This window comes from Salinicola sp. MH3R3-1 (assembly GCF_001937155.1).
Lineage (GTDB): Bacteria > Pseudomonadota > Gammaproteobacteria > Pseudomonadales > Halomonadaceae > Salinicola > Salinicola halophyticus.
In genome coordinates this window covers 37,103-63,030 of record NZ_MSDP01000040.1, presented here as the reverse complement: position 1 = coordinate 63,030, position 25,928 = coordinate 37,103, and the positions used below count along the sequence as shown (strand labels likewise).

Annotated in this window: 23 protein-coding genes; 13 read left to right on the top strand and 10 right to left on the bottom strand. The window is 61.6% G+C overall.

Translation table 11 applies throughout. From position 1 onward, the window contains the following. Together mscL and BTW08_RS17680 are read right to left on the bottom strand one after the other, a co-directional pair. Entirely contained in the window at positions 1-486 is a 486-nt protein-coding gene (mscL, locus tag BTW08_RS17685; RefSeq protein WP_075563816.1) for a large-conductance mechanosensitive channel protein MscL, read from the bottom strand. A gap of 211 nt (positions 487-697) precedes the next feature. Continuing rightward, entirely contained in the window at positions 698-2,287 is a 1,590-nt protein-coding gene (locus BTW08_RS17680; RefSeq protein ID WP_075563815.1) for a peptide chain release factor 3, read from the bottom strand. 393 nt (positions 2,288-2,680) lie between these two features. On the opposite strand from BTW08_RS17680, the gene BTW08_RS17675 reads away from it, so the two are divergent. From BTW08_RS17675 to BTW08_RS17660, 4 genes are all read left to right on the top strand, one after another. Continuing rightward, positions 2,681-3,952 (top strand): ATP-binding protein, encoded by a 1,272-nt coding sequence (locus BTW08_RS17675; RefSeq protein WP_075563814.1) that lies wholly within the window; start codon positions 2,681-2,683, stop codon positions 3,950-3,952. A gap of 51 nt (positions 3,953-4,003) precedes the next feature. Next, entirely contained in the window at positions 4,004-4,558 is a 555-nt protein-coding gene (locus BTW08_RS17670) for a response regulator transcription factor (RefSeq protein WP_075563813.1), read from the top strand. A gap of 130 nt (positions 4,559-4,688) precedes the next feature. Then, positions 4,689-5,510 (top strand): inositol monophosphatase family protein, encoded by an 822-nt coding sequence (locus tag BTW08_RS17665; protein WP_210403273.1) that lies wholly within the window; start codon positions 4,689-4,691, stop codon positions 5,508-5,510. 163 nt (positions 5,511-5,673) lie between these two features. Beyond that, entirely contained in the window at positions 5,674-5,943 is a 270-nt protein-coding gene (locus BTW08_RS17660; protein WP_075563812.1) for a GrxA family glutaredoxin, read from the top strand. Between the two features lie 144 nt (positions 5,944-6,087). Here BTW08_RS17660 and BTW08_RS17655 read toward each other — a convergent pair whose 3' ends face one another. After that, positions 6,088-7,404 carry an MFS transporter gene (locus BTW08_RS17655; protein WP_075563811.1) on the bottom strand — a complete coding sequence of 439 codons (1,317 nt, stop codon included), beginning with the start codon at positions 7,402-7,404 and terminating at the stop codon, positions 6,088-6,090. Positions 7,405-7,814: 410 nt separating this feature from the next. On the opposite strand from BTW08_RS17655, the gene BTW08_RS17650 reads away from it, so the two are divergent. From BTW08_RS17650 to BTW08_RS17630, 5 genes are all read left to right on the top strand, one after another. Next, complete coding sequence (locus tag BTW08_RS17650) at positions 7,815-8,690, top strand: acyltransferase (protein WP_075563810.1); 876 nt, start codon at positions 7,815-7,817, stop codon at positions 8,688-8,690. Next, on the top strand, positions 8,630-9,523 hold the full coding sequence (locus tag BTW08_RS17645; protein WP_083627963.1) for a M23 family metallopeptidase: 894 nt from the start codon (positions 8,630-8,632) through the stop codon (positions 9,521-9,523). The genes BTW08_RS17650 and BTW08_RS17645 overlap by 61 nt, the downstream gene beginning before the upstream one ends. A gap of 139 nt (positions 9,524-9,662) precedes the next feature. Beyond that, positions 9,663-10,820: a glycosyltransferase family 1 protein gene (locus BTW08_RS17640; protein ID WP_075563808.1), complete on the top strand. Its 1,158-nt coding sequence runs from the start codon at positions 9,663-9,665 to the stop codon at positions 10,818-10,820. Further along, positions 10,789-11,343, top strand: coding sequence for a phosphatase PAP2 family protein (locus BTW08_RS17635; protein ID WP_075563807.1), 555 nt, complete (start codon positions 10,789-10,791; stop codon positions 11,341-11,343). Before BTW08_RS17640 ends, BTW08_RS17635 begins: the two co-directional genes overlap by 32 nt. 9 nt (positions 11,344-11,352) lie before the next feature. Further along, a complete protein-coding gene (locus BTW08_RS17630) occupies positions 11,353-11,970 on the top strand; it encodes an alpha-ketoglutarate-dependent dioxygenase AlkB (RefSeq protein WP_083627962.1) in 618 nt (205 codons plus the stop codon). A 204-nt stretch (positions 11,971-12,174) separates the two neighbouring features. Here BTW08_RS17630 and gcvT read toward each other — a convergent pair whose 3' ends face one another. Beyond that, positions 12,175-13,287 (bottom strand): glycine cleavage system aminomethyltransferase GcvT, encoded by a 1,113-nt coding sequence (gcvT, locus tag BTW08_RS17625; RefSeq protein ID WP_075563806.1) that lies wholly within the window; start codon positions 13,285-13,287, stop codon positions 12,175-12,177. 33 nt (positions 13,288-13,320) lie between these two features. Then, positions 13,321-14,715 carry a sodium:alanine symporter family protein gene (locus tag BTW08_RS17620; protein ID WP_075563840.1) on the bottom strand — a complete coding sequence of 465 codons (1,395 nt, stop codon included), beginning with the start codon at positions 14,713-14,715 and terminating at the stop codon, positions 13,321-13,323. A gap of 675 nt (positions 14,716-15,390) precedes the next feature. On the opposite strand from BTW08_RS17620, the gene gcvH reads away from it, so the two are divergent. Then, complete coding sequence (gene gcvH / locus BTW08_RS17615) at positions 15,391-15,798, top strand: glycine cleavage system protein GcvH (protein WP_075563805.1); 408 nt, start codon at positions 15,391-15,393, stop codon at positions 15,796-15,798. A gap of 104 nt (positions 15,799-15,902) precedes the next feature. Continuing rightward, positions 15,903-18,803, top strand: coding sequence for an aminomethyl-transferring glycine dehydrogenase (gene gcvP, locus BTW08_RS17610; RefSeq protein WP_075563804.1), 2,901 nt, complete (start codon positions 15,903-15,905; stop codon positions 18,801-18,803). 165 nt (positions 18,804-18,968) lie between these two features. Here gcvP and BTW08_RS17605 read toward each other — a convergent pair whose 3' ends face one another. Next, positions 18,969-19,889, bottom strand: a complete 921-nt coding sequence (locus BTW08_RS17605; protein ID WP_075563803.1) for a LysR family transcriptional regulator — start codon at positions 19,887-19,889, stop codon at positions 18,969-18,971. 410 nt (positions 19,890-20,299) lie between these two features. Between BTW08_RS17605 and BTW08_RS17600 the strand changes: the two genes are divergently transcribed. Together BTW08_RS17600 and ppnN are read left to right on the top strand one after the other, a co-directional pair. Then, positions 20,300-20,587, top strand: a complete 288-nt coding sequence (locus BTW08_RS17600; RefSeq protein ID WP_075563802.1) for a YfcL family protein — start codon at positions 20,300-20,302, stop codon at positions 20,585-20,587. Between the two features lie 33 nt (positions 20,588-20,620). Continuing rightward, positions 20,621-21,985, top strand: a complete 1,365-nt coding sequence (gene ppnN / locus BTW08_RS17595; protein ID WP_075563801.1) for a nucleotide 5'-monophosphate nucleosidase PpnN — start codon at positions 20,621-20,623, stop codon at positions 21,983-21,985. 233 nt (positions 21,986-22,218) lie between these two features. On the opposite strand, the gene BTW08_RS17590 is transcribed toward ppnN, so the two are convergent. The 4 genes from BTW08_RS17590 to pheT form a co-directional block, all read right to left on the bottom strand. Next, a complete protein-coding gene (locus tag BTW08_RS17590) occupies positions 22,219-22,587 on the bottom strand; it encodes a hypothetical protein (protein ID WP_075563800.1) in 369 nt (122 codons plus the stop codon). A 23-nt stretch (positions 22,588-22,610) separates the two neighbouring features. After that, positions 22,611-23,072 carry a flavodoxin domain-containing protein gene (locus tag BTW08_RS17585; RefSeq protein ID WP_075563799.1) on the bottom strand — a complete coding sequence of 154 codons (462 nt, stop codon included), beginning with the start codon at positions 23,070-23,072 and terminating at the stop codon, positions 22,611-22,613. Positions 23,073-23,203: 131 nt separating this feature from the next. Then, positions 23,204-23,512 carry an integration host factor subunit alpha gene (ihfA, locus tag BTW08_RS17580; protein ID WP_075563798.1) on the bottom strand — a complete coding sequence of 103 codons (309 nt, stop codon included), beginning with the start codon at positions 23,510-23,512 and terminating at the stop codon, positions 23,204-23,206. A gap of 28 nt (positions 23,513-23,540) precedes the next feature. Next, entirely contained in the window at positions 23,541-25,922 is a 2,382-nt protein-coding gene (gene pheT, locus BTW08_RS17575) for a phenylalanine--tRNA ligase subunit beta (RefSeq protein ID WP_075563797.1), read from the bottom strand. Positions 25,923-25,928: the final 6 nt, after the last annotated feature.

The following is a 25,928-nucleotide window of genomic DNA, read 5'->3' as shown; positions in this document are numbered from 1 at the left end:
TCAGGCTATCGGGCTCTCTTCCGCCAGCGGAAGATCGGCGGTGCAGTGGCCGCACTTGGTCGCGTTGATCGGAATCGTCATGAAGCAGTGCGGACACGCCTTGTCCGTCGGCGCCTTGGGGGCGACCGCTTCTTCGCGCTTGAGCCGATTGATGGTGCGAACCAACAGGAACACGACGAACGCGACGATGATGAAACTGATCACGGCGTTGAGGAACAGGCCGTAATCCAGCGTCACGGCGCCGGCTTCCTGAGCCGCCCCCAGAGAGGCGTAGGGTCCCGGCGTCGCCCCTTCCTTGAGCACGACGTAGAAATTGGCGAAGTCGACGCCGCCAATGAGCAGCCCGAGCACCGGGTTGAAAATGTTCTTCACCAGGCTTTGAACAATCAGCGTGAAGGCACCGCCAATGATAATGCCCACCGCCATATCGACGACGTTACCTTTGACGGCAAACTCTCGAAACTCCTTGAGAAATTTGGAAGCCATCGGCTTTTTTCCTTTTTCTGATCTAACGGGTTGCTCTCGAATCTCGCCGGCCGCCGTGACGACTAGCCGGTTTTCAGAATGGCCTAAGCGCCGGGTGGCGGCAAGACGAAATCTCGCTGTGTCTCGCAAGATCCGTTGAACGGACGAGCGGCTTTGGCGGCCCCGAACGTCCGTGGAGGCGAGATATCCTGCAGCAACGACCTGACGGTAATCAGTGCTCGCGGGTGGCCCTGAACTCGATCTCCGGCCAGCGTTCCTGCGTCATCTGCAGATTGACTCGCGTCGGCGCCAGGTAAGTCAGATAGTCGCCGCCGTCCAGCGCCAGGTTGGCGCTCGCCTTGCGCCTGAATTCGTCGAGCTTCTTGGCATCCTTGCTGTAGATCCAGCGAGCGGTATTGACGTTGACCGGCTCGTAGATACAGTCGACCTTGTACTCCTCCTTGAGGCGATGCGCGACGACATCGAACTGCAACGTGCCCACGGCGCCCACGATCAGATCGTTGTTGTCCAGAGGTAGGAAGACCTGCGTCGCACCCTCTTCCGAGAGCTGCTGGAGGCCCTTCTGCAGCGCTTTCATCTTCAGCGGGTCACGCAGCCGAACGCGTCGGAACAGCTCCGGCGCGAAGTGCGGAATGCCCAGGAAGCGCATGTCCTCCCCAGCGGTGAAAGTGTCACCGATCTGGATCGTGCCGTGATTGTGCAACCCGATGATATCGCCCGGCCAGGCTTCCTCGACATGAGAGCGGTCGGAGGCCATGAAGGTCAGCGCGTCGGCGATCTTGACCTCCTTGCCGATGCGCACGTGGCGCATCTTCATGTTGCGCTCGTACTTGCCGGAACAGATACGCAGAAACGCGACTCGATCCCGATGCTTGGGATCCATGTTGGCCTGGATCTTGAAAACGAAACCGGAGAACCGGCCGTCGTCCGCGACCACTTCACGGGCATCGGTTTCCCGGGCCTGAGGCGTCGGCGCGAACTCGACGAAACCGTTGAGCATCTCGCGCACGCCGAAATTGCCCATCGCGGTACCGAAATAGACCGGAGACAGCTCGCCACGACGATAGGCTTCCAGGTCGAACTCATGAGAGGCGCCGCGAACCAGCTCGACTTCCATGCGCAGCTCTTCCGCCGCGCTTTCGCCCAGCACGCGGTCGACTTCCTCGCTGGCGAGGCCTTCGATGCGCTTGTCTTCCGGAATGCGGTTGCCCTGGCCCTGGGTATACAGATGAACCACATCATCGTAGAGATGGTAGACACCCTTGAACTGACGACCCATGCCGATCGGCCAGGTCATCGGTGCGCACTGGATGTTCAGTACCGTCTCGATCTCGTCCATGACCTCGATCGGATCGCGAGTGTCACGGTCCATCTTGTTGATGAAGGTCAGGATGGGCGTGGTCCGTAATCGGCACACCTCCATCAGCTTGATGGTTCGATCCTCGACGCCCTTGGCCGCGTCGATGACCATCAGCGCGGAGTCGACGGCGGTCAGTGTGCGGTAGGTATCCTCGGAGAAATCCTCGTGTCCGGGGGTATCGAGCAGGTTGACGATGCGGCCGTTGTAGGGGAACTGCATGACCGACGTGGTGACCGAGATACCCCGCTCCTGCTCCATCTTCATCCAGTCGGAGGTGGCATGGCGCTCGGCCCGCTTGCTCTTGACCGAACCGGCCAGCTGGATCGCGTTGCCGAACAGCAACATCTTCTCGGTGATCGTCGTCTTGCCCGCGTCGGGGTGACTGATAATGGCGAAAGTGCGACGAAGGGCCGCTTCCTGCGCTAGCTGGGCATCTGACATGAGTAATTTCACTGACTAGAGGCGACTCACACGCAACAGCAGTTGCAGTGCGAGAGTTCGCGGAGAATCGAAGATGGCGGCGATTGTACGCGCTGAACCGGCAGAGTTGTAGCCGCCGCAGCGGGACGGGAGAGGCCTTGCAAAGCCATGGCAGGGAAATCAGGCCGAGGACGCGATCAAACGGCAGCGTGTGTTCGTTACTACGATATGCCAGCGCATCCTTCCTCCTCTCCTCCGATCGCTTGCTTTCCGTATGACCACCCGAGTCGGGCTCACGTCACCTCGTGGCATGCGGTACCATGATCGTCGTACCCGCGGCGATGTCGAGTCAGCCGCGCTGCCCTCGTTCGCTTTTCGAACGTTCTGCCAACCCGACTCGATACCGGAGAGATCATGCTGCAGCCGCTTCCGCTTTCGACGCCGAACCGCAATCTGGTTCGCTTGACGATCGTTCGCGGTATTACCTGGACCGGATTTCTGGCCGCGATCATCTTCGGGATCGAAGTCCTGGGGTTCCAGCTCCACGTGCTGCCGGTCATCAGTGTCATCGTCGCCATGGGCCTGTTCAACGTGGCGACCTGGTGGCGCCTGGGTCGGCCGCGGGCCGTCACCAACACCGAATATCTGCTGCACTGGCTGGTCGACATCGCCGGGCTGAGTCTGCTGTTCTACTACACGGGCGGTTCGACCAATCCCTTCATCACCTATCTGCTGGTGCCGCTGGGAATCGCCGCCGCCACGCTGCCATGGCCCTACGCCTGGGTCATCGCGCTGGCGGCGACCGCCAGCTACACCACCATGATGCTGTTCTATCAATCCGTGCCGCAGTTGACCAACAGCACGATCGTCTTCGGTGTCCAGCTGCATACGCTCGGCATGTGGTTGAACTTCATTCTGTCCGGCAGCCTGCTCACCTTCTTCATCTTCAAGATGGCGCACACCTTGCGCCGACGCGACATGACGCTATCCCGGACCCGCGAGGCCGCCCTGCGCAACGAACAGATCCTGGCGGTGGCGACCCAGGCGGCGGGTACCGCTCACGAGCTCGGCACGCCACTGTCGACGATGGCCGTGCTGCTCAAGGAGATGCGCCACGAGGCCAGCCAACAGCCAGCGCTGCTGGAGGACATCGACCTGCTGCGCAATCAGGTCGACACCTGCAAACAGCGTCTGCAGACACTCGTCGCCAACGCCGACCGTCGGCGTCTGGAAAAGCCCGAAACACGGCGCGCGACACCCTGGCTCGAGAATCTGATCCAGCGCTGGCTGGTACTGCGACCGGACGTTCACCACCGGCTGGAAGTGCTCGGCAAACGTGGCCAACCCAGTATCGCCGTGGACGCCACGCTGGAGCAGGCGCTGATCAACCTGCTCAACAACGCCGCCGACGCCAGTCCCGAAGCCATCGTCACCAGTCTCGACTGGGATGCCGAGGAAGTGGTTATCGACATTCGAGATAACGGCCCGGGCGTGCCGATGTCGATCGCCGATCAACTGGGCGACACCTTCATCTCGACCAAGAGCAAGGGAATGGGGATCGGGCTGTTTCTGACCCACGCTACCGTCAGCCGGTTCGGCGGCGGCGTGAGTCTCTATAATCATGAGGAAGGCGGCACGTTGACCGAGGTCAAGCTACCCCGCGTCAAGGCAGGTGAAAGCCTGTGATACTTGCGCTCGTGTCCGCCGGGCAGGATTCAGTGACAGGAGGTTTCAGTGATGAGTGACTTGCAACGATCGGCCGATCAGGAGCGCCTGCTGATCGTCGACGACGACGAACAGCTCTGTTTCGTCATGGAGCGCGCCATGCGCCGACGCGGCTACGACGTGGTCGTGGCTCATACCTACGACCAGGCCCTGGCCTCGGCGCGGCAGACGCCGCCGGCGCTGGCGACGCTCGATCTCAAGCTGGAATCCGATTCCGGCCTCAAACTGCTGCCTGCGCTGCTCGAGGTTGCCCCGGCATGCCGCGTGGTGGTGCTGACCGGCTATTCGAGCATCGCCACCGCCGTGGAAGCGATGAAGCTCGGCGCCGCCAACTATCTTTGCAAGCCCGCTGACGCCGATGAGATTCTGCAGGCGCTCGAACGCGAAAGCGGCGATGTCGACGTGGAGATCGCCGACAACCCGCCCTCGGTCAATCGGGTGACGTGGGAGCATATCCAGAAAGTCCTGCACGAACACGACGGCAATATTTCGGCAACCGCCAGAGCCCTGGGCATGCATCGCCGGACGTTGCAGCGCAAGCTGCAGAAACGCCCGGTGAGGCACTGATCCGGCCGCTGATTTGACCAAAGCCTGACCAGACGGCACTTTTCAGCGACTCGACAAACAGACAGCTCATTCATCGTTGACGATCGCGCCCGGCTTTGGCGCGATCCTATCTTTCAGACAGGAGCCCATCGTGGACCACGCCCAGCGACTCGAACAGATAATCCGTATCGCCCGCCAGGCCGGTGAAATGATCGTTCAGGCCCGCGAGAAGCAGAATTTTTCGCGTCAGTACAAGGGCGGAGACGAGCTGGTAACAGAGGCGGACGTCGCCGTCGATCAGATGATTGCCGACGAACTGGAAGCGCTGTTTCCCGGAGAAGCCAGACTGACCGAGGAGCTGGCGCCGGATAGAAGCCAGCTCGAGCAGCGCGGTTCGCTGTGGGTCGTCGACCCCATCGACGGCACGGTCAATTTCGCCTACGGCCACGCCCATGTCGCGGTCTCTATCGCCTGGGCCATGGATGGTGAGGTTCAACTGGGCGTGGTTCACGCCCCGTTTCTGGGCGAAACCTTCACCGCCGTGCGCGGTCAGGGAGCCCGACTCAACGATGAGCCGATGCGCTGCAGCCAGGCGGATACCCTGGAGAGAAGCCTGGTCGCGACGGGATTCCCCTACGCGCGTGACAGACGCGCTCCGTTGGTCAGACGACTCGATCACGTCGTTCAGTCCTGCCGTGACATCCGGCGCAACGGCTCCGCCGCGCTCGATCTGTGCCACGTCGGTTGCGGGCAGCTCGACGCCTATTATGAAAGCGTCTCGCCCTGGGATTTTGCCGCCGGGCTACTGATCGCCCGGGAAGCCGGCGCGACGACGAGCCATCTCTACGAATGCCCAGACGGGCTGCCCGTCGAGCTCTATGGCGAGAACCTGCTGGTCAGCGCCCCCGACATTCATCGAGCGCTCGGAGATCTGCTGCGCGATGCCGATGCGGGTCAGCGGCTCGAGCCTTGAAGCCGGCGCTAGCGGCCCGTGGCGACGCGATAGCGGCCTGCAATAGCGAATGTAGCGAGACTCTATTGGTCCGCCCGGGTTTAATACGAAAGAATAAGCCCCATTCTATTTCCACACTCGTTCATTCGAAGCGAATCCATCATTCAGATCAGGAGAATCATTGATGCTGACCGTCATTTTTGGCCGCCCCGGCTGCCCGTTCTGCGTTCGCGCCAAAGATCTGGCGGAAAAACTGAAGGAAGCCCGGGACGACTTCGATTTTCGCTATATCGACATTCACGCTGAAGGCATTACCAAGGCCGACATGGAAAAGACCATCGGCAAGCCGGTCGAGACCGTACCGCAGATCTTCGTCGACCAGACACACATCGGCGGTTTTACCGAGTTCGATCAGTACGTTCAGGACAAGGCCTTGATGCCCGAAAACGCCTGACGCACGACACGATATAGCGACCGATATAACGACCGATATAACGACGAGAGCCGGCAGATGCCGGCAGATGCCGGCTCTTTTCGTTCGGAACTGAAGGTTTGGCTCGAAGTCTCGAGCCGCCTCGTCAAACTATCCATCAAACAATCAACCAGGTTGATAGGCCGGTTCGTCGTACTCCTCTTCCAGATCACCCTCCAGATTCAATTCATGCTGATAAGGGCCGTGGCGCGGATCCAGTTCATTGATGTAGTGGGTCGACTCCACCATCGGCACCAACGGCATGTAGGGCTCCTGCTCTTCCGGCGCCATGACGGGTTCGCGCCGCCACAGCCGATAGGCAATGAACAGTGCCAGACCCAGCGCCACCGCTCCCAGGAATAGCCACAGGCCATCCGGCCCCACGCTTTGCATCAATAGGGAAGCGCTGAACGGCCCCACCACGGACCCGACTCCATAGCACATCAGGATCTTGCCATTGGCCTGAATCGTCTCCTCTGGCTCCAGCCAATCGTGGGTATGCGCCAGGCTCAGCGAATAGAGGGTATGCAGCATCGCGGTATGAAAGCTGGCCACGAATACCAGCAACCAGTAGCTGGAACGCGCGGCAAACACGATCAGCACGCCCGATATCGCCATGACCACCGCCATGCACAGGATGACCTTGCGCCGATCGAAACGGTCCGAAACTCGCCCCAGCGTCCACTGGGCGATGAGGGCCACCAGCGTGGTTATCGACATGAACTTGGCCGTCTGAGCGGTGGTAAGCCCGATTTCCTGACCGTAGTAAGGCGTCATGGCGAAGAACGCCTGGACCATCAGACCTGCCACGAAAGCGCCGACGAGACCGACCGGGGCTCTCGCCAGCAGCGTTCGCAGCGATATCTTGACTGGCGCGCTCTGGCTGTTGCGCAGCGGGCCCTGGATGCGATGAATCGACAGCGGCACCAGCGATAGCGCGAACAACACCCCCGCCACCGAGAACAGCACGAAAGTGCCCGGATCAGCCATGTTGAGCATCCACTGCCCGCCCGCCAGCGACAGCGTCGAGATCACCAGATACCAGCCCAGCACTCTCCCGCGATTTTCATTGGTCGACTCGCCAGATACCCACGACTCCATCACCATCAGCAGCCCGGCGGTCGCCGCACCGCCGAAAAGCCGCCAGACCAGCCAGGCCCACGGGTTGACCCAAAGCCCATGCAGGATCGCGGTAGCCGCCAGCAACGCCGCACAAGCCGCGAATACGCGGATGTGGCCAACGCTACGAATGCGTTTCTCCAGCCAGTAACTGCCGGCAACGAATCCCAGCGAAAAGCAGGACATCAGCAGACCCGCCATCTGCGACGGAAACGCCTCCAGCGACATCCTTACGCCCAGCAGCGTCATGATCAGGCCGTGGCCGAGCAGGAAGCTGATTTCGCAGAGAAACAGGATGGGAAGGGTCGCGGGTAAGGAACGCAACGGCGATCTCCAGTAGCGTTGATAAGAAAGAGGCCAGGACTTGGCGTCGAGGCGAGTCGATAATCGGTACTCCGTATCGAACGGAGACGAAAGCGGCGGCATTCTATCAATTCATGGAGGATATTGCCGAGAATTGGCGAGATCGATGCATCGCGATCGTTGACCCGAATTATTCACATCTTCTGTGGATAACACTGTGCATTTCCCGTGATCCGCCTCGACCGTCGTCGGCCCCATCCACGCTGGTGTTGAATTGGTTAGTTTTTCGGCAATGAGAAATCTCACTCCGGCTCTCTGAGTGAATTTTTCCGGCGTCGATATCCGGGTTGACCATTGCCCAGGACTTCGGGGCGCTGGGCAGCTTTGCGACATTCCAGTAACATCTAGCCAAGTCGTTGATGGAGAATGGCATGTCGACCCTGAAGGGGGTAATCAGCGTCCTGTTGCTGATCCTCAATACGCTGTTCTGGGGAATCCCCCTGGTCGCGTTGACCGCAATGAAACTGGTCACTCCGACTCGACGCTGGCGCCTGCGTGTCCTGGGTGGGCTGCACCGCGTCGCGCTGGCGTGGATCAGGACCAACAACGTCTGGATCCGCCACTGGATTCGCCCCCAGGTCCGGACCGAGATTCCCGAGACGCTCTCGCCACATCAATGGTGGCTGGTGATCGCCAACCACCAGAGCTGGACCGATATCATGGTCATGCTCTACGTGCTGACCGGGCGAGCGTCGATGCCGAAGTTCTTCCTCAAGCGGGAGTTGATTCTGGTACCCATCGTCGGTTTGGCCTGGTGGGCGCTCGAGTTTCCCTTCATGCGCCGCTATAGCCGCGAGAAACTCGCCCGCAATCCCGGGCTGGCCGAGCGAGACCGCCAGGCGACGCATCGCATGTGCGAGCACGCCCGAGAAATGCCGATGACGATCTACAACTTCGTCGAGGGGACTCGCTTCACGCCGCAGAAGCAACGCCAGCAGGAGAGCCCTTATCGGCACCTGCTGCGCCCGAAGGCCGGCGGTATCGCTCAAGTGATCGGGCTGCTGGGTCCGCGCCTCGACGGCATACTCGACGTGACCCTGCACTACCGCCGAGGCTCTCCCAATTTCTGGGACTTTCTCTGCGGTCGCGAGTCAGAGGTGGCGCTGTCCGTCAGATGCCTCGACAGGCCGAAATGGATGCTGGAGGGCCGCTACGATGACGCCCAATACAAGGAACGTTTCTACACATGGTTGAATTCACTGTGGCAGGAAAAAGACGCGGCGCTCTCCTCCTACTGCTGGGACTGATGTTGATCCTGGGTGGCTGCGCCAGCGGCGGCGGCACCCGGGTCGCCGACGGCGGAGGCTGGGTGACGGTGCAGCGCGGCGACACGCTGGGCAAAATCGCTAACCAGGCGGGGATACCGCTGCTGCGCCTGCAACGTTTCAATCCGGGCGTGGATTCCCGTCGCCTCGCCGTCGGGCAGCGACTGATGCTGCCATCGCAGCAGGAACGCGCGCCGGGTGGCGGGCCCTATCGCTATCAGGTGCGTCGTGGAGACTCGCTGTATTCCATCGGACGCTATTTCGGCGCCAATCCGCAGCGCGTCCAGGCCGCCAACAAGGGCATCGATCCCTCGCAGCTCGAGGTCGGTCAGCTGATCCACGTCCCGCTGAACGGCGGACCGTCGTCGAGCGCCAGCCGTCGCACGGCTTCGGCGCCTGCGGCCTCCCGCTCGCTACCGGACCCCGGTCCCTTACCGTCGTCCGCCAGCCGATGGCAATGGCCGCTGGCGAACTACACCGTGCAACGCCGTTTTGGCCGCGATTCCCATGGCACCCTGCAACCCATGATGCTCTCCACCGCTACGGCGGCGAAGGCGAAAGCCACCACGTCGGGTCAGGTGCGGTTCGCCAGCGGGATGCGCCAGTTGGGCCAGGTCGTCATTCTTCACCACGCTGACAACATGCAGAGCGTCTATGCGTTCTGCGGCAAGCTGCTGGTGTCCGAAGGGCAATCCGTCTCGGCCGGAACACCACTTTGCGATATCGCTCCAGAGAGCGACAGCAGTCGCTACCACCTGCTGTTCGATCTTCGTCATGGCGGCAAGCCCGTGGATCCGGCGCGCGTGCTACGCTAATCCAGTGGTGTCATCTATTCGTCATCATCGTGACGCATTGACGTCATCGGTAACCCGGATGATCGAAGACCGAAGCAGACACGGTCGGTGACGAATCGAGTGCAGTGGCAGCTTCGCCAGCGTGCAAGGAGTAGTAACGATGCGCATAGCCCTGGTCAGTGAAACCTGGGCGCCGGAGGTCAACGGCGTAGCTCATACCCTGAGCCATTTCGCCAGCCACCTGGTGTCCAAGGGCATTCTGCTGCAGCTGATACGCCCCGACCCGGCCGATGGCAAGCGCGATGTGCTGGCCGAGCGCGATGTGCATGTACGGGGAGTGGCGCTGCCCATCTACGCTGACGTACACGTCGGCTGGCCTTGTCGGCGCCGACTGATGCGTCTCTGGCGTGAAGAGCGCCCGGATGCCATCTACATCGCCACGGAAGGGCCCCTGGGCTGGTCGGCGTTGAATGCGGCACGGCGACTGCAGATCCCCGTCGTCAGCGGCTTCCATACCAACTTCGATCAGTACGCCAGCAATTACCGACTCGGCTGGAGCATCCCCATGGCTCGCCGAGGCCTGCGCTACTTTCATAATCGCTGCGAAGCCACCCTGGTTCCCACCGCGGCCCAGCGTGACGCGCTGGAGGATTACGGCTACCGGGGCGTTTCGGTTCTCGCTCGGGGCGTCGACGCCAACCGCTATCAGCCGTCACGCCGAGACAACGAGCTACGACGCCAGTGGGGAGCCGCACCCGATCAGCCCGTCGCGCTCTACGTCGGCCGTCTCGCCAGCGAAAAGAATATCGAGCTGCTGGCCAGCACGATGGCGGCAATGCGCCGCGCCAACCCCGAACTGGTTCAAGTTCTGGTGGGCGATGGCCCGGCTCGCAAGACGATTACCCGACGCCTGCCGGACGCCATCTTTACCGGATTCCAGACCGGAGAGGCGCTGGCGCGTCACTATGCCAGCGCCGACATGTTCATCTTCCCGTCCCTTTCCGAGACTTTCGGCAATGTCGTACCAGAGGCGATGGCCAGCGGGCTCGCGGTCGTCGCTTTCGATCACGCGGCGGCCAAGGAACTGATAACCCACGACGTCAATGGCCGCCTGGTGCCTCCGGGCGATGACCAGGGCTTCATTCAGGCCGCCAGCGAGCTTTGCCAGCAGCCAGCGCTGTACACGAGCCTGGGCCGCGAAGCCCGCAAGCGCGCCTCGAGTCTGAGTTGGTCCCATATCGGCGACCGTTTTCTCGCACATCTAATCCAGGTTCAGGGAGCCCCGCATGCAGCCACGCACTCCACGTCTCACGTTTGAGCGTCTGGATCGCCTCGAGAGTCGGCTCAGTCACCGGCTGGCGGAACTCTCCCGCCATGCGCCGATGCTGTGGCTGTTCCGCTGCGTCAGTCGGCTGGGCGATTGGCCCGCCTGGGTGGCACTGGCATTGCTGCAACCAATCTGGCACGGCCACTTCGGATGGCTGATAGCGGTGCACTGGGGGTTGACCGCCAGCGTTGCCGCCCTGCTCTATCGCGTGCTCAAGACTCGCTTGTGTCGTGAACGTCCCTATATCACCTTCACCACCATTCGCTGCACCATGCCGCCGGTCGATCGCTACAGCTTTCCCAGCGGCCATACGTTACATGCAGCCATGTTCACCGGTCTGACCGCAGCCACCACGCCGCAACTGCTACCGATCGTGCTACCGCTGGCGGGGCTGATTGCCGCCTCCCGCGTGGTGCTGGGACTGCACTATGTGAGCGATGTCGTGGTAGGTGGCCTGATCGGGGCCACGCTCGCCTGGTGCAGCGGTCTCGTCGCGCTGTTCGCCTGGGGCTGAGCTCGCGCCGTGACCGACACGACGCCTATCGAATGGCAGCGTCTCGACGACTCTCCGGTGCTGACGCTGCTTCCCGGTTTCCTCTCGCCCGCGGACGCGACGCGGATACAGCACGCCCTCGATCAGGAAATCGTCTGGAGCTCACCGACCATACGACTCTACGGGCGGCTGCATACCATCCCGCGCGCCCAGTGCTGGATGGGAGATAGCGACGCCGGCTACCGCTACTCGGGGCAGACGTTTCAACCCCAACCGTGGCATCCGCTGGTACGGATGCTGCGAGACCGCGTGAAAGACGTCTTGCGAAGCAGTGATTTGCCGTCCGCCGACTTCAATAGCGTGCTGCTCAATCGCTACGCCAGCGGCGAACAGCGCATGGGTTGGCATAGCGACGACGAGCCCGAACTTGGCGATCGCCCCATCGTGGCATCGCTCTCGCTGGGCAGTGAGCGCCCGCTGCGCTTTCGTGAAAAGACGGGATCTCCCCGGCACGCCTTCAATGTCTGGCTACCCCATGGCAGTCTGCTCCTCATGGGCCCCGGCGCCCAGCAGCGTTGGCAGCATGCGCTGGCCCCACGCGCGATCCAGGGCTGTCGACTCAACCTCACTTTCCGCCGCATCGTATAACCTACGGCTGCGGCGCCTCGGGTTTGCAGCACTCGCCAGCCTGATCGGCATCGCGCGACTGGCCGACAACGAGGCTCGCTGGTAACCGCCATGATTCCGCCAAATGGCTGGCAAACAACAGTTCTGCCAAACAAAAGGCCTTCTCTCTCGAGAAGGCCTTTTTAAGATAACGGTATAAAGATAGAGCTTCAGGGAGCCTGACATTCACCCGCGATAGTAATTCGCTGTGACGAATGGCATCGGGCTGATGGTCATCGGCAATCGCTTGCCGCGAACATCGGCGTACAGCGTTGCACCTTTCTCGGCGGACTCGATGACGACGTAGGCCATCGCGACCGGTGCTCCGACGCTGGGACCGAAACTGCCCGAGGTAACGTGACCGACCTCGTGATCATCGGCGTCGAACAGCTTGGTCCCTTCTCTGACCGGTGCCCGGCCCTCGCCGATCAATCCCACCCGGCGGCGGCGATGATCCTTGGCCTGCAACTGGTGGAGCACCATGTCGGCTCCCGGGAAGCCGGCTTCACGCTCCCCGCCGACACGACGCGATTTGCCCACCGCCCAGGAGAGGCTCGCCTCTACCGGTGTAGTGGTCGTGTCGATGTCGTGACCGTAGAGACACAGGCCGGCTTCCAGACGCAACGAATCCCTTGCGCCAAGACCGATCGGCTCGACCTCCGGCTGCTCCAGGAACCAGTGCGCCAATGCTTCGGTCGCCTCGGACGGCGTCGATATCTCGAAACCATCCTCTCCGGTATATCCGCTACGGCTCACCCATATCTCATGCCCCATCACATCGAAACGAGCGTGCTGCATGAACACCAGTTCGCAGGCGGCCGGACACAGCCGCTGCATGACATCCCGAGCTTGCGGGCCTTGCAATGCCAGCAAGCCTCGATCCAGAACCTCGACGTCGTGTCCCGTCCCGAGGCCGGTGCGCATCAGCGCGATGTCCTGATCCTTGCACGCCGCATTGACGACCACGTACAGCGATTCGCCATGATTGACGATCATCAGATCATCCAGCACGCCGCCCTCACTGTTGGTGAACAGCGCATAGCGCTGGCCGCCCTCCACCAACCCGACGACGTCCGCGGTCACCAGAGTCTCCATGGCAGCAGCGGGCGACGGCCCCGTCACTTTTACCTGGCCCATGTGGGTGACATCGAACAGACCGCAAGCTCGGCGCGTATGCTCGTGCTCCTTCTTGACGCCCAGCGGGTATTGCACCGGCATGCTGTAGCCGGCGAACGGCACCATCTTGCCACCCAGCTGCTGATGCAGCGCAAACAGCGGCGTCTGTTTCGTGTTGGACATCAATGTCTCCCGTCTAGAGCAGATAAAAGAAAGTTACGCGTCTCGATCGCGGTCTTCCAGCGCTTCACCCGGCAGTACGGTCTTGCCGGCGAAGTGATCGCGAGTCAGCTTGAACACGACTGGGGACAACAGCGCCAGGGCGATCAGATTGGGAATGGCCATCATCGCGTTGAAGGTATCCGCCACCAGCCAGATAAAGTCGAGCTTGGCCATCGCGCCGACCGGCACCGCCAGCACGAACAGAATCCGGTAAAGCAGTATCGCCCGGTCGCCGAACAGATACTGAAAGCATTTCTCGCCATAGAACGACCAGCCCAGGATCGTGGTAAAGGCGAATATCGACAGCGCGATCGCCACGATGTGCTGACCGATACCCGGCAAGGCGCTGTCGAAGGACAGCGAGGTCAGCCCCGCTCCGCTCTCGCCATCCAGCCAGTGGGTCGAGGTCAGAATCACCAGCGCCGTCATGGTGCACACCACCAGGGTGTCGATGAAGGTACCCAGCATGGCGATGAGCCCCTGACGAACCGGATTGCGCGTCTGCGCTGCGGCATGCGCGATCGGCGCGCTACCCAGGCCGGCTTCGTTGGAGAAGATGCCCCGCGCAACACCAAAACGAATGGCCGCTGCCACCGCGGCACCGGCAAAACCGCCACTGGCGGCAATGGGCTGGAACGCATGCTCGAAAATGGTTCCCAGAGCGCCGCCGATCTGATCGGCGTTGATGATCAGGACAACGACACCTGCCGCAAAATAGGCGACCGCCATCAGCGGCACCAGTTTGCCGGCGACACTGGAGATCCGCTTGATGCCGCCGAGTATGACGGCGCCCGCCAGCACCATGATGATCACGCCGGTCAGCCACGCTGGCACACCGAAGGAGGTGGTCAACGCGTCGGCCACCGAGTTGGCTTGGACGGTATTGCCGATACCAAAGGCGGCGATCGCACCGAAGAACGCGAACAGCCCACCCAGCCAGGCCCAGCGTTTGCCCAGTCCGTTGCGGATGTAGTACATCGGCCCACCGACATGGTTACCGTTGGAATCGGTCTCCCGATAACGCACCGCCAGGACGGCTTCCGCGAACTTGGTCGCCATGCCCACCAGGGCGGTCAGCCACATCCAAAACACTGCGCCCGGTCCGCCCAGGGCGATCGCCGTGGCCACCCCGGCAATGTTACCGGTCCCGATAGTGGCCGAGAGCGCCGTCATCAGTGCGTTGAACGGCGATATCTCGCCCTGGTCATGGCTATCGGCTTCACTGCGGCGCCCCCGCCATAACAGGCTGAAACCCAAGCCCAGTTTACGGATGGGCAGCAACCTGAGGCCCAGCTGCAGATAGATACCGACCCCGAACAGCAGAATCAGCATCAGCGGGCCCCATACCACGCCATTGATGGCGCTAAATACGGCAGTCAATGAATCCACGGCGAACTCCATCGGCACGTTGTTGTGTATTGGTCAGTTATCGCTTATCGCTTATCGATCACGTTGTTGCATACAAAGCGGCGCCACATTAGAGGATTCGACTATCCACCCACAATTATCCAATAGCATTCTTTTGGCAAGCTGACTCGATGCCACACTGTCCATGGTCATGAAGCCGGTCTCGTTGACGCCCTGAATCCGGGTCTAATTCTAAGTATTGAATCCACGTACTGGGATCCACGTACTGGGATCCACGTACTGGGATCCACGTACTGGAATCCACGTACTGGAATCCACGCACTGGACTCTACGTACTGAGTCCAGTCACCGAGTTAGATAGGTTAAGACACCATAGCGAAAAGAGCCTTTGTTTCCAATAAGAAACACCGCCAGGGGATCGAGCACTGGGTACGAGTCGTCTTGTCGTCTCCCGAGCAGTATCCCGGTATCCATCGATAATGCGCATCCGCGCCGCGGGAAACGGCGTGGAGAAGCGCTGGTGCCGCTGTTGGTCTTCTTGGGACTGGACGTTTTCCGGATCTGGGGTCAACCTAGAAGCGCGATTCGCGAGAAGCTGCGATGGAAGCACGCGAGACTATGCCATTCGATCCCGTGTTGAGGCATAATGCTCGCCAAAATCCCCCGTATCGAAATTTGTTTCTTATAGGAAACCTCATGAGCGAAATCCCGAACAACCTGCTCTACACCGACAGCCATGAATGGGTGCTGGACAACGGCGACGGTACCGTGACCGTCGGCATCACCGATCACGCTCAGGAAGCCCTGGGTGATGTCGTTTTCGTCGAGTTGCCGGAAGCCGGCCGTGAGCTGGATGCTGGCGACGAGTTCGGCGTTATCGAGTCGGTCAAGGCAGCGTCAGATCTCTACTCTCCGCTGGCGGGTGAAATCGTCGAAGTCAACGAGGCTCTGGAAGACAGCCCCGAGACGGTCAACGACTCACCCTACAGCGACGGCTGGATTCTCAAGCTGCAGCTGGCCGATCAGGGCGATCTCGAATCCCTGATGTCGGCCGAAGCCTATAAAGAACTGGTTGCGGCCGAGGAAGATCAGGACGACAGCTGATCGCCCTCCTCTCTCGCCCGCCGATCCGGCCGTTCGGTGTTTCCATCACCGAACGGTCCGTCTCGCTTTCCCAGCAATCTCTTGCCAACCTCGCCGGATAGACTATGCCCACCGAGACTCGCCCCCTGACCGAACTGGCCAATCACGCCGATTTTCTTCAGCGTCACAATGGCCCTACCCGCCACGATGTCGCCGAGATGCTCAAGGCGCTCGACATGACCTCGATGGCGACACTGATCGACCGAACCATTCCCAAGGGAATTCGTCTCGAGGGCGAACTGGCGCTGGATGGCCCGCGGGGCGAGTCGGAATCGCTGGACTATCTGCGCGGCCTGGCGCGGCAGAACAAGGTGTTCAAGAGCTATATCGGCCAGGGATATTACCCCACCCATCTGCCGGCGGTAATTCAGCGCAACGTGCTGGAAAACCCGGGCTGGTACACCGCCTACACGCCCTATCAGCCGGAAATCGCCCAGGGTCGGCTAGAGGGTCTGCTCAATTTTCAGCAGATGGTGATGGATCTAACCGGCATGGCGATCGCCAATGCCTCGCTATTGGACGAAGCGACAGCGGCGGCCGAGGCCATGGCGCTGTGCCGGCGTTCGAACAAGAAACAGAAAAGTCAGCGCTTCTTCGTTGCCGATGACGTACTCCCGCAGACCCTGGACGTGCTGCGCACCCGTGCTGCCTACCTAGGATTCGAGCTGGTAGTCGCACCCGCGGCTCGACTGGCCGACGAAGAGGTGTTCGGCGCTCTGCTGCAATACCCCGGCGTCGATGGCGACATCGGCGATCTCGAGAATCTGGTGGCCACGGCGCGCTCGCGCCAGATCATGACCTGCGTGGCGGCCGACCTGATGAGCCTGATCATGCTCAAGGAACCCGGCGCCATGGGCGTCGATATCGTCCTGGGCAACTCCCAGCGTTTTGGCGTGCCGATGGGTTACGGTGGCCCTCACGCAGCATTTTTCGCGACCAGCGAGGCCCTCAAGCGCTCGCTGCCGGGGCGCGTCATCGGCGTGTCCAAGGATAGCCGCGGCCGTCCGGCGCTGCGCATGGCGATGCAGACTCGCGAGCAGCATATCCGCCGCGAGAAGGCGACCTCCAACATCTGTACCGCCCAGGCGCTGCTGGCCAATATCGCCGGCTTCTACGCCGTCTATCACGGCGCCGAAGGCCTGCAGACCATCGCCGGTCGCATTCACCGGCTGACCACGCTGCTGGCAGCTGGCCTCAAGCAGCACGGCATCGCACTCAAGCACGACAGCTGGTTCGACACCCTGACGCTGACAGGAGTCGACAGCCACCGGATTCAGGGACGCGCGCTGACCCGCGAGATTAACCTTCGCTATCCCGCCGATGGCGAGGTCGGCGTGAGTCTCAACGAGACCACGACCGCCGCCGATCTGGCGGAGCTCTTCGACGTGCTGATCGGTGAGGAGCACGGCCTATCGGTGAGCGAACTCGATCGCCAGGCCGTCGATCAGGGCTCCACCGGCATTCCCGCCGCCTATCGTCGTGACAGCGACTTCCTGCAGCATCCCAACTTTCAGCGCTTCCGCAGCGAGACGGAAATGCTGCGCTACCTCAAGCGCCTCGAGAATCGCGATCTATCGCTCACTCACGCGATGATCCCGCTGGGCTCGTGCACCATGAAACTCAACGCCACCAGCGAGATGATTCCCATCACCTGGCCGGAGTTCGCCAACATCCACCCCTTTGCGCCTAGCGAACAGGTGAGTGGCTATCGCCAGATGATCACCGAGCTCAGCGATTTTCTGATCGAGATCACCGGCTACGACAGCATTTCGATGCAGCCGAATTCCGGCGCCCAGGGTGAGTACGCGGGTCTCGTCGCCATTCGTCGCTATCAGGCCGCGGTGGATCAGGGGGAGCGTGACATCTGCCTGATTCCGAGCTCGGCTCACGGCACCAACCCGGCGTCCGCGGCGATGGCGCAGATGAAAGTCGTGGTGGTCGAATGCGATCGTGACGGCAATATCGACATGGCCGATCTCGAGGCCAAGGCGACCCAGCACCGTGACAAGCTTTCGGCGATCATGCTGACGTATCCCTCGACTCACGGAGTTTTCGAGGAAAACATCCGCCAGGCCTGTCAGATCGTTCATGACAACGGCGGTCAGGTCTATATCGACGGTGCCAACATGAACGCCCAGGTCGGCCTCTGCCGACCCGGCGATTACGGCGGCGACGTCTCGCACCTCAATCTGCACAAGACGTTCTGCATTCCGCACGGTGGCGGTGGCCCGGGCATGGGCCCGATCGGCGTCAAGGCACATCTCGCCGCTCACCTGCCCAATCACGTGATGACACCGCAGGAAGGCATCGCCAAGGATTCCGGCGCGGTATCGGCGGCCGCCTTCGGCAGCGCTTCGATCCTGCCGATCTCCTGGGCCTACATCAAGATGATGGGCGCTCGCGGGCTGCGCGAAGCCACCGAGCTGGCGATTCTCAATGCCAACTACATCGCCAAGCGGCTGGAAACGCATTATCCGGTGCTGTATCAGGGTGCCAACGGGACGGTGGCCCACGAGTGCATTCTCGACGTGCGCCCGCTCAAGGCGGCCTCCGGCATCAGCGAGGAAGATATCGCCAAACGTCTGATGGACTACGGATTCCACGCGCCCACCATGTCGTTCCCGGTGGCCGGCACGCTGATGGTCGAGCCCACGGAGTCCGAATCCCGCTATGAGATCGATCGATTCTGCGATGCCATGATCGCGATACGCGAGGAGATCGCACGCGTGGAAGCCGGCGACTGGCCGAAAGATGCCAATCCGCTGGTGCTGGCGCCGCATACCATGGCGGACGTGACCGAAGAAGAGTGGGATCGCCCCTACTCTCGCGAACGGGCCGCCTTTCCGACCCAGGCCGTGCGGGAGGCCAAGTACTGGCCGGCGGTCAACCGCGTCGATAACGTATTCGGCGATCGGAATCTGATCTGCAGCTGTCCGCCAATCGATGCCTATCGGGATGCCTCATGAGGCTTGGTGGAATACTAAGTCTTGGTGGAATATCAGCCCTGGTGGACTGATAGAAACGACAACGGCCGCTCATTGAGCGGCCGCTTTTCGCTTCCTGACTGACATGATGAGCCACGGTATCGTTATTGCCGACGGAGCGAACAGCGACAATCGAAGACCTGAACGTCAGCTCTTTTCCAGCGTGGGTAGTTCGCTATAGCCGTAGAGGGCATTGAGACGCTGCTGACGGAAAGATGACAGCAGTTGGCGGTAGCGCTTGGGCAGCTCCACATCCTTGCGCGACACCAGGTGCAGTGTTTCGTAGACCGGTTGCGCCAGCGGCATCTCCTTGACCTGACGCTGCCAGGGTGAGGTTTCCAGAACCGGGCGAGACACTACCGTGAACCCCAGCCCTCGGGCCACCGCATCCAGAACCTGTCCCACTTCGTTGGTGAACCCCTGCCGCGGGAAATGGCTCATGCTGCGAAATTCGCTGCCGAAGTTGCTCCGCAGCAGCAGGCCCGCGTTGGCATTGCCGTCGTTATAGTTGAGGAATCCCAACGCCACCAGCTCGCTCAGCGTGGTTCCGGTGAAATCGGCCGGCACGACCAGGCAAAGCGGCTCCTGATGCCAGGCTTCGAAATTGAGATCGGTCTGCTTGCCGATCTCGGTGACGATACCGATATCATAGCGACCGGCTACCACGTCCTGAGCGATCTCATGATCGAAGGCGAAGCTGTAGTTGACCGTCAGCCCCGGGTGCATCTGCTGATAGCCCAGCAGGAAGGGGTAGAACATCAATCCCACGCTACCGGGTGATGCGATACGGCACTCGCCGCTGTCCGGCGAATCGTCATCCAGCGAATGGCGAAAATGTTCGTGCTCGGCAAACAGCTTGACCGCGTAGTCATAGGTGCGGCGACCGGCATCCGTCAGTGAAAAGCGCCGACCATGGCGATTCAGCAGAGATCGTCCGAGATACTCTTCCAGCTTGCGCACGTGCTGACTGACGCCGGGCTGGGTCATGTCGAGCTTACCCGCAGTCTGGGTGAAGCTCCCCGTTTCGACGAGCATCATGTAAGTACGAAAATACTGAGCGTTGAACATGGAAGCGCGGATCACTCACACTGTACGGCTGATAAAACGTCTCGAAATGGCCTGAGCTGTCTGTCGCACTTCGATAACGTCTCGTTGTCGCCCACGGGCGTTCAAATCATAGCAGATTATGGAGATCGTGGCATTGTCCGCGCGAGAAAGGCGCGGACAAATCGTCGGCCAATCAGCGTCGAGCGCTGTCATCGCTCACTCTGGCGACGAGCCTGGGGACGGGCGTTAACGACGCAGGGCCGAGGTGAAAAACGCCTGCCTGTTCAAGCCCTACGCGTCAGGTCCTACGCGTCAGGTCCTACGCGCCCCGGGGACGCCCTTCACCCATTGTGCCGGTCTCCGCCCGGCTCGGCGGTGAGCGAACGCCCATGTTAGAATCGACCCACTTTCACCCAGGATTGAAGAACGCTATGTCTGATCCCTTCGCGCAGCGCGCCAAGGCCGTGCAGCAAACGCTACTCGTGATGGAAGAGAATGCCGATGACGGCGAACTTTTCGCCCTCGGTTACATGATTCCGCAAATCGGTCTGGTTCAGGAACTGGCCGAATACGATCCCGCCGAGGTCGACGCCGACGACTTCGACGCGACCTACTGGCAGTGGCTGGAAAGCACCTTCGCCCAGGACAACATGAGCGAAGCCGACCGCGAGCAGATTGCCGCGCTCTGGCAGACCGCCGCCGCACGTGCCGCGCACTAATTTACCGATTTCATTGCCACAAGGATGCCGTCCATGCCTGAGACGCTATCAACCATCGTCTCCCCCGAGGGGAGTCTCGAGGTCCTGTCCCAGTCCGAAGTCAACCGGCTGAGAGATACGTCGACGAGCGGTCTTCACGATCTGGTCAGGCGCTGTGCGCTGGCCGTTCTCAATTGCGACACCCCGACCGACGATGGCCTGGCGGTCATGGAAGCGTACAAGGATTTCGATATCGAAGTCCTGCAACAGGATCGCGGCATCCGGCTCAAGCTTTCCAACGCTCCGGCCTGCGCGTTCGTCGATGGACACATGATTCGTGGCGTACGCGAACAGCTGTCCGCGGTGCTGCGCGACATCGTCTATGTCTACAACGAGATCCAGAACAACCCCAGGTTCGATCTGCGGACCAACGAAGGCGCCACCAACGCGGTATTCCATATCCTTCGCAACGCCAGCACGCTGCGCACCTCACAGGAGCCGAGCCTGGTGGTGTGCTGGGGCGGCCATTCGATCACCCGCGAAGAGTATGACTACACCAAGGCGGTGGGTTATCACATGGGGCTGCGCGGGCTGGATATCTGCACCGGGTGCGGTCCCGGCGCCATGAAAGGCCCAATGAAAGGCGCCAACCTCGCCCACGCCAAGCAGCGGCGCAAGGGCAATCGATATCTGGGGATTTCCGAGCCGGGCATCATCGCCGCCGAATCCCCCAATCCGATCGTCAACGAACTGGTCATCATGCCGGACATCGAGAAGCGCCTGGAGGCGTTCGTGCGGATCGGCCATGGTATCGTGGTGTTTCCCGGCGGCGTGGGGACAGCGGAAGAGATCCTCTATCTGCTCGGCATTCTGATGCACCCGGACAACCGGGATATCCCCTTTCCGGTCATCTTCACCGGCCCGGAGAGCGCCCACGACTATTTCCAGCGCATCGACGAGTTCCTGCGCTATACGCTGGGCGAGGAAGTTCGCCGCCACTATCGCATCGTGGTCGACGATCCGGTCAGCGTTGCGCGCCTGATGCGCGACGGCATCCAGGAAGTGGCGGAGTTTCGGCGCGAAAAGAATGACGCGTTCTACTTCAACTGGCGTCTCAACATCGCCGCCGGTTTCCAGCAGCCCTTCGAACCGACGCACGAGGCGATGTCCGCGCTGGCGTTACATCACGACCAGCCCAATCATGAGCTCGCCGCCAATCTCCGACGGGCCTTCTCGGGCATCGTCGCTGGCAACGTCAAGGAACCCGGCTTGCGCGCCATCGCGGCTCGCGGCCCCTTCCGGTTGCATGCGGAGCCTGAGTTGATGACTAGGCTGGATACACTGCTGACCTCATTCGTGGCCCAGGGCCGGATGAAACTACCGGGCAGCGAGTACGTTCCCTGCTACACCCTTGGCTGACGTCGTACCGCGGGCCGACTGGGCCGTTGGCGCTGACGGCGCTTGATCGCAGAGCACGAAGGCCCTGCGCAAAGAGACAAAGAAATAGCGAAACGAAGACGGCGGGCCCTTCATAGGGCCCGCCGTCTTCGTTTTCATGTCCCATTGATGGCAATCTGAGTGACGCCGCAAATGCTATCTGCTCGACGACTCTCAATTCCAGATCCCGCCTCGCCGAGTGAGCAATAACGGCTTCAGCGACGACGCCAGATCCGAGCCACCACGTGCAGCAGCAAACCCAGCGCTGCGCCTTGGGACAAGACGACCGCCCAATGATCGGCGGCCGTATCGAACCAGCGCCAGACCATTATCAGCACTATCCCGCCCAGCAGACAGGTAGCGAGATGTTTGATCGCTCCAGGGCAACGACTGCGCGCCTCCGGCCCCATTACCCGCCAGAATCCGATCAGCGCGACAACGATTGCGGCCGCCAGAATCAGCAGAAGCGTCAGCCGGGGAGTGTCGTGCAGGAACCAGTAGCGCGGCAGTGACAGCAGCATGACCAAACCCAGACCCAGCAGCGTGCTCCAGCGCGTGGCGGTCAGCGTTCGGGTCAAAGGCATGCGCGAAGGCCCGCGCGACTCATTCACGTCCTCAGCCCCTGGGATTCGATCCATGATTCGACCCACGGGAGTGCGGCGTCGTCCGCCATGAAAGTTTCCATGGCGTCGATCTCGAGCCGCTCCCCCAGACGCTGCGCGCCCAGATCCGCCAGAATCTCGTCCAGCGCCCGGCCGGAACCGCAGAACGTATCCCCATACGAGCTGTCGCCGAGCGCGATCAAACCGTAGCGAAGCGATGCGAGGCTGGGCGGCTGGGACTTGAGTTGACGAACGAACGGCACGAAGTCGCCCGGGAAATCACCGCTCCCGGTGGTCGACACGCAAAACAGGGCCAGATCCGGCGGCTCGTCGATCAGGTCGTTCACCGACGGCTGCTCGATGATGACAACGTCGTAACCCGCCTGTTCGAACACCGGGGAAACCTGTTCCGCCACGTCGAGCGCCCCCCCGTAGACGGTACCGACGATAATCTTTAGCTTGGGCATAACACTCTGTCAGCAATTGATTTGCGCGGGAGCTTAGCATAGACCTCATGCGGGCTCACGGGGCAAAGTCCAAAGCATGACAGCCCGCCAGCGAATCGCTGGCGGGCTGTCATGGCGATCACGAGAACGGCTCAGTCTTCCTGCAACTCGCCGTCGAAACTCTCGACCTTGGCCTTGAGCTTCTGCCCGGGCCGAAAAGTCACGACCCGTCTGGCGGAGATCGGAATCTCCTCGCCGGTCTTGGGATTGCGCCCGGGCCGTTCCCGCTTGTCGCGCAGGTCGAAATTACCGAAACCGGATAGTTTCACCTGTTCGTTCTCGCGCAGACAGCCGCGAATCTCTTCGAAGAACGTTTCCACCATGTACTTGGCTTCCCGTTTGGAGAAACCGAGTTCGGTGTGAAGATGCTCCGCAAGCTCAGCTTTCGTCAGCGCTCCCATGATCGCTCCCTTCGCGCAGGATGACGGATCAACTTCGCAGTGTGGCCCCGAAACGAGTTTGTGCCACTTCGACCACGCCTGCGATTAACTGATTGATTTCCTCGTCATTGAGAGTGCGCGAAGGATGCTGCCAGGTCAAGCCCAGGGCAATGCTCTTGAAGCCCTCCTCGACCCCTTTTCCCTGGTAGACATCGAACAACTGCCACTGCGTGAGCCATTCTCCTGCCCGGGCGCGGATGGCGTCCAGCAGTGGCGCGACGCCCACGTCATCGCTGACCACGAAGGCCAGATCCCGACGCACTTCCGGGAATCGCGACAGCGGTGTGAAGCGCGGAATCACGCCGCGGGTCAATGCCTCCTGCTCCACTTCGAACAGATAGACTTCGGGTTTGATACCGAGCTCCGCGCGAACGGCCGGGTGCAGTGCCCCAAGCCAGCCCACGGCTTTACCCTGGCGATAAAGGCGTGCCGACCGCCCCGGATGGAGGGCAGGATGCGTTTCCTCGATGAAGCTCCACGCATCTGCCTCGCCGCTCAGCGCGATCAGGCTCTCGAGATCGCCCTTGAGATCGAAGAAATCGACACCGTCGCGGGAAGAAAACCAGCCTTCCACTTCCCGCGAACCGCAGATCAGGCCGCCGAACATCGAGGTCTGCACCAGCGCGTCCAGCTCGCCCTGGAAGACCAACCCGGTCTCGAACAGTCGCACGCGCTGCTGCTGACGATTGAGGTTGTGTATCAGTGCCTTGATCAACCCCGGAAAGAGGCTATGTCGCATGACCGACATGTCGCTGGAAATCGGGTTGGCCAGCGTCGGAGACAGTGCGCCCGGCGTGATCAACGCCTGCAGCTCCGGCGACACGAAACTGTAGGTCACCGCTTCCTGATAGCCGCGCGAGACCATATGGCGGCGCAGACGGCGAAGCGGCTGGGACGCCTCGTCGTCCGGTGTCAGGCTCAGCCGCGCCTGAGGCCGGCGCACCGGCAACCGGTTATAGCCATGGATACGCGCGATTTCCTCGATCAGGTCTTCTTCGACCGAAATATCGAAACGCCAGCTCGGAATCTGGACGTGCCAGCTTTGCCCCGGCGCAGAACTCGTCATCCCCAGGGATCGGAAAATCCGCTGGATGTCTTCATCGGGCAGACGAATTCCGAGACAGGCCGATAGTCGCTCTCGACGCAGCTCGACATCCGGACGACGAGGAAGATGTGCCGGCTGCCTGACTTCGGTGATCGGGCCCGGCGAACCGCCGACGATGGCGGTCAGCAGCTCGGTGGCGCGCTCCATTGCAGGGCGCGTGATATCCGGGTCCACGCCGCGCTCGAAGCGGTGCGACGCGTCCGTGTGCAACCCGAACTCGCGTGCCTTGCCAGCGACGGCGAGCGGTGAAAAGTAGGCGGCTTCCAGAAACAGGTTGCGCGTTTCGCCACTGACTCCGGTTGCCTCACCCCCCATCACCCCGGCGATCGCCAGCGCACGATCATGGTCGGCGATGACGAGAGTGTCCCCGTCCAGCACCACCTCCTGTCCGTCCAGCAGCGTCAGCCGCTCGTCCGATCGCGCCCGACGAACCTCGATCCCGCCGTTCAGGGCATCGAGATCGAAAGCGTGCATCGGCTGTCCCAGCTCGAGCATGACGTAGTTGGTGACATCGACTGCCGGATCGATACTGCGAATACCGCTACGGCGGAGACGCTCGCACATCCACAGCGGCGTACTCGCCGTGATGTCCACGTCGCGAATGACCCGGCCCAGATAGCGCGGGCAACGTTCTCCATCGCTCACGACGACCGGAAACTGCGCGTTGTTGCGGGCCACGACCGTCGCGATGCCCGGCTCGTTCACCTTGGTCCCCGTCACGCAACCGACCTCACGCGCCATGCCACGCAGGCTGAGGCAATCCCCGCGGTTGGGCGTCAGATCGACCTCGATGGTGTGATCATCCAGTTGTAGCCAGGCCCGGAAGTCTTTCCCGACAGGCGCATCCGCCGGCAGTACGTAGATACCCTCGGAGCGCCCTTCTTCCAGACCGAGTTCGGAGGCCGAGCAGATCATGCCTCGGGATTCGACGCCGCGGAGCTTGGCTTGCTTGATCTTGAAATTGTCGGGCAGCACCGCGCCGACCCGCGCGAACGGGACTTTCTGACCGGTGTCGACGTTGGGCGCGCCGCAGACCACCTGCACCGGCTCGCCGGATCCATCATCCACCTGACAGACATTGAGCTTGTCGGCGTCGGGATGCGGCGCCTTGGCGATGACCGTTGCCACGACCACGCCCTCGAAGATGGCACCAACGGGCTCGACCGCGTCGACTTCCAGGCCCGCCATGGTGATGGCATCGGCCAGCGCCTGGGTGTCGAGAGCCGGTGACACCCACTCGCGCAGCCACGCTTCGGAAAACTTCATCGGGAT

Bases quoted from the DNA above. Each gene is read 5' to 3' on its own strand.
- mscL (WP_075563816.1), bottom strand. From the start codon at position 486: ATGGCTTCCAAATTTCTCAAGGAGTTTCGAGAGTTTGCCGTCAAAGGT.
- BTW08_RS17680 (WP_075563815.1), bottom strand. From the start codon at position 2,287: ATGTCAGATGCCCAGCTAGCGCAGGAAGCGGCCCTTCGTCGCACTTTC.
- BTW08_RS17675 (WP_075563814.1), top strand. From the start codon at position 2,681: ATGCTGCAGCCGCTTCCGCTTTCGACGCCGAACCGCAATCTGGTTCGC.
- BTW08_RS17670 (WP_075563813.1), top strand. From the start codon at position 4,004: ATGAGTGACTTGCAACGATCGGCCGATCAGGAGCGCCTGCTGATCGTC.
- BTW08_RS17660 (WP_075563812.1), top strand. From the start codon at position 5,674: ATGCTGACCGTCATTTTTGGCCGCCCCGGCTGCCCGTTCTGCGTTCGC.
- BTW08_RS17650 (WP_075563810.1), top strand. From the start codon at position 7,815: ATGTCGACCCTGAAGGGGGTAATCAGCGTCCTGTTGCTGATCCTCAAT.
- BTW08_RS17645 (WP_083627963.1), top strand. From the start codon at position 8,630: ATGGTTGAATTCACTGTGGCAGGAAAAAGACGCGGCGCTCTCCTCCTA.
- BTW08_RS17640 (WP_075563808.1), top strand. From the start codon at position 9,663: ATGCGCATAGCCCTGGTCAGTGAAACCTGGGCGCCGGAGGTCAACGGC.
- BTW08_RS17635 (WP_075563807.1), top strand. From the start codon at position 10,789: ATGCAGCCACGCACTCCACGTCTCACGTTTGAGCGTCTGGATCGCCTC.
- gcvT (WP_075563806.1), bottom strand. From the start codon at position 13,287: ATGTCCAACACGAAACAGACGCCGCTGTTTGCGCTGCATCAGCAGCTG.
- gcvH (WP_075563805.1), top strand. From the start codon at position 15,391: ATGAGCGAAATCCCGAACAACCTGCTCTACACCGACAGCCATGAATGG.
- gcvP (WP_075563804.1), top strand. From the start codon at position 15,903: ATGCCCACCGAGACTCGCCCCCTGACCGAACTGGCCAATCACGCCGAT.
- BTW08_RS17605 (WP_075563803.1), bottom strand. From the start codon at position 19,889: ATGTTCAACGCTCAGTATTTTCGTACTTACATGATGCTCGTCGAAACG.
- BTW08_RS17600 (WP_075563802.1), top strand. From the start codon at position 20,300: ATGTCTGATCCCTTCGCGCAGCGCGCCAAGGCCGTGCAGCAAACGCTA.
- ppnN (WP_075563801.1), top strand. From the start codon at position 20,621: ATGCCTGAGACGCTATCAACCATCGTCTCCCCCGAGGGGAGTCTCGAG.
- BTW08_RS17590 (WP_075563800.1), bottom strand. From the start codon at position 22,587: ATGCCTTTGACCCGAACGCTGACCGCCACGCGCTGGAGCACGCTGCTG.
- BTW08_RS17585 (WP_075563799.1), bottom strand. From the start codon at position 23,072: ATGCCCAAGCTAAAGATTATCGTCGGTACCGTCTACGGGGGGGCGCTC.
- ihfA (WP_075563798.1), bottom strand. From the start codon at position 23,512: ATGGGAGCGCTGACGAAAGCTGAGCTTGCGGAGCATCTTCACACCGAA.
- pheT (WP_075563797.1), bottom strand. From the start codon at position 25,922: ATGAAGTTTTCCGAAGCGTGGCTGCGCGAGTGGGTGTCACCGGCTCTC.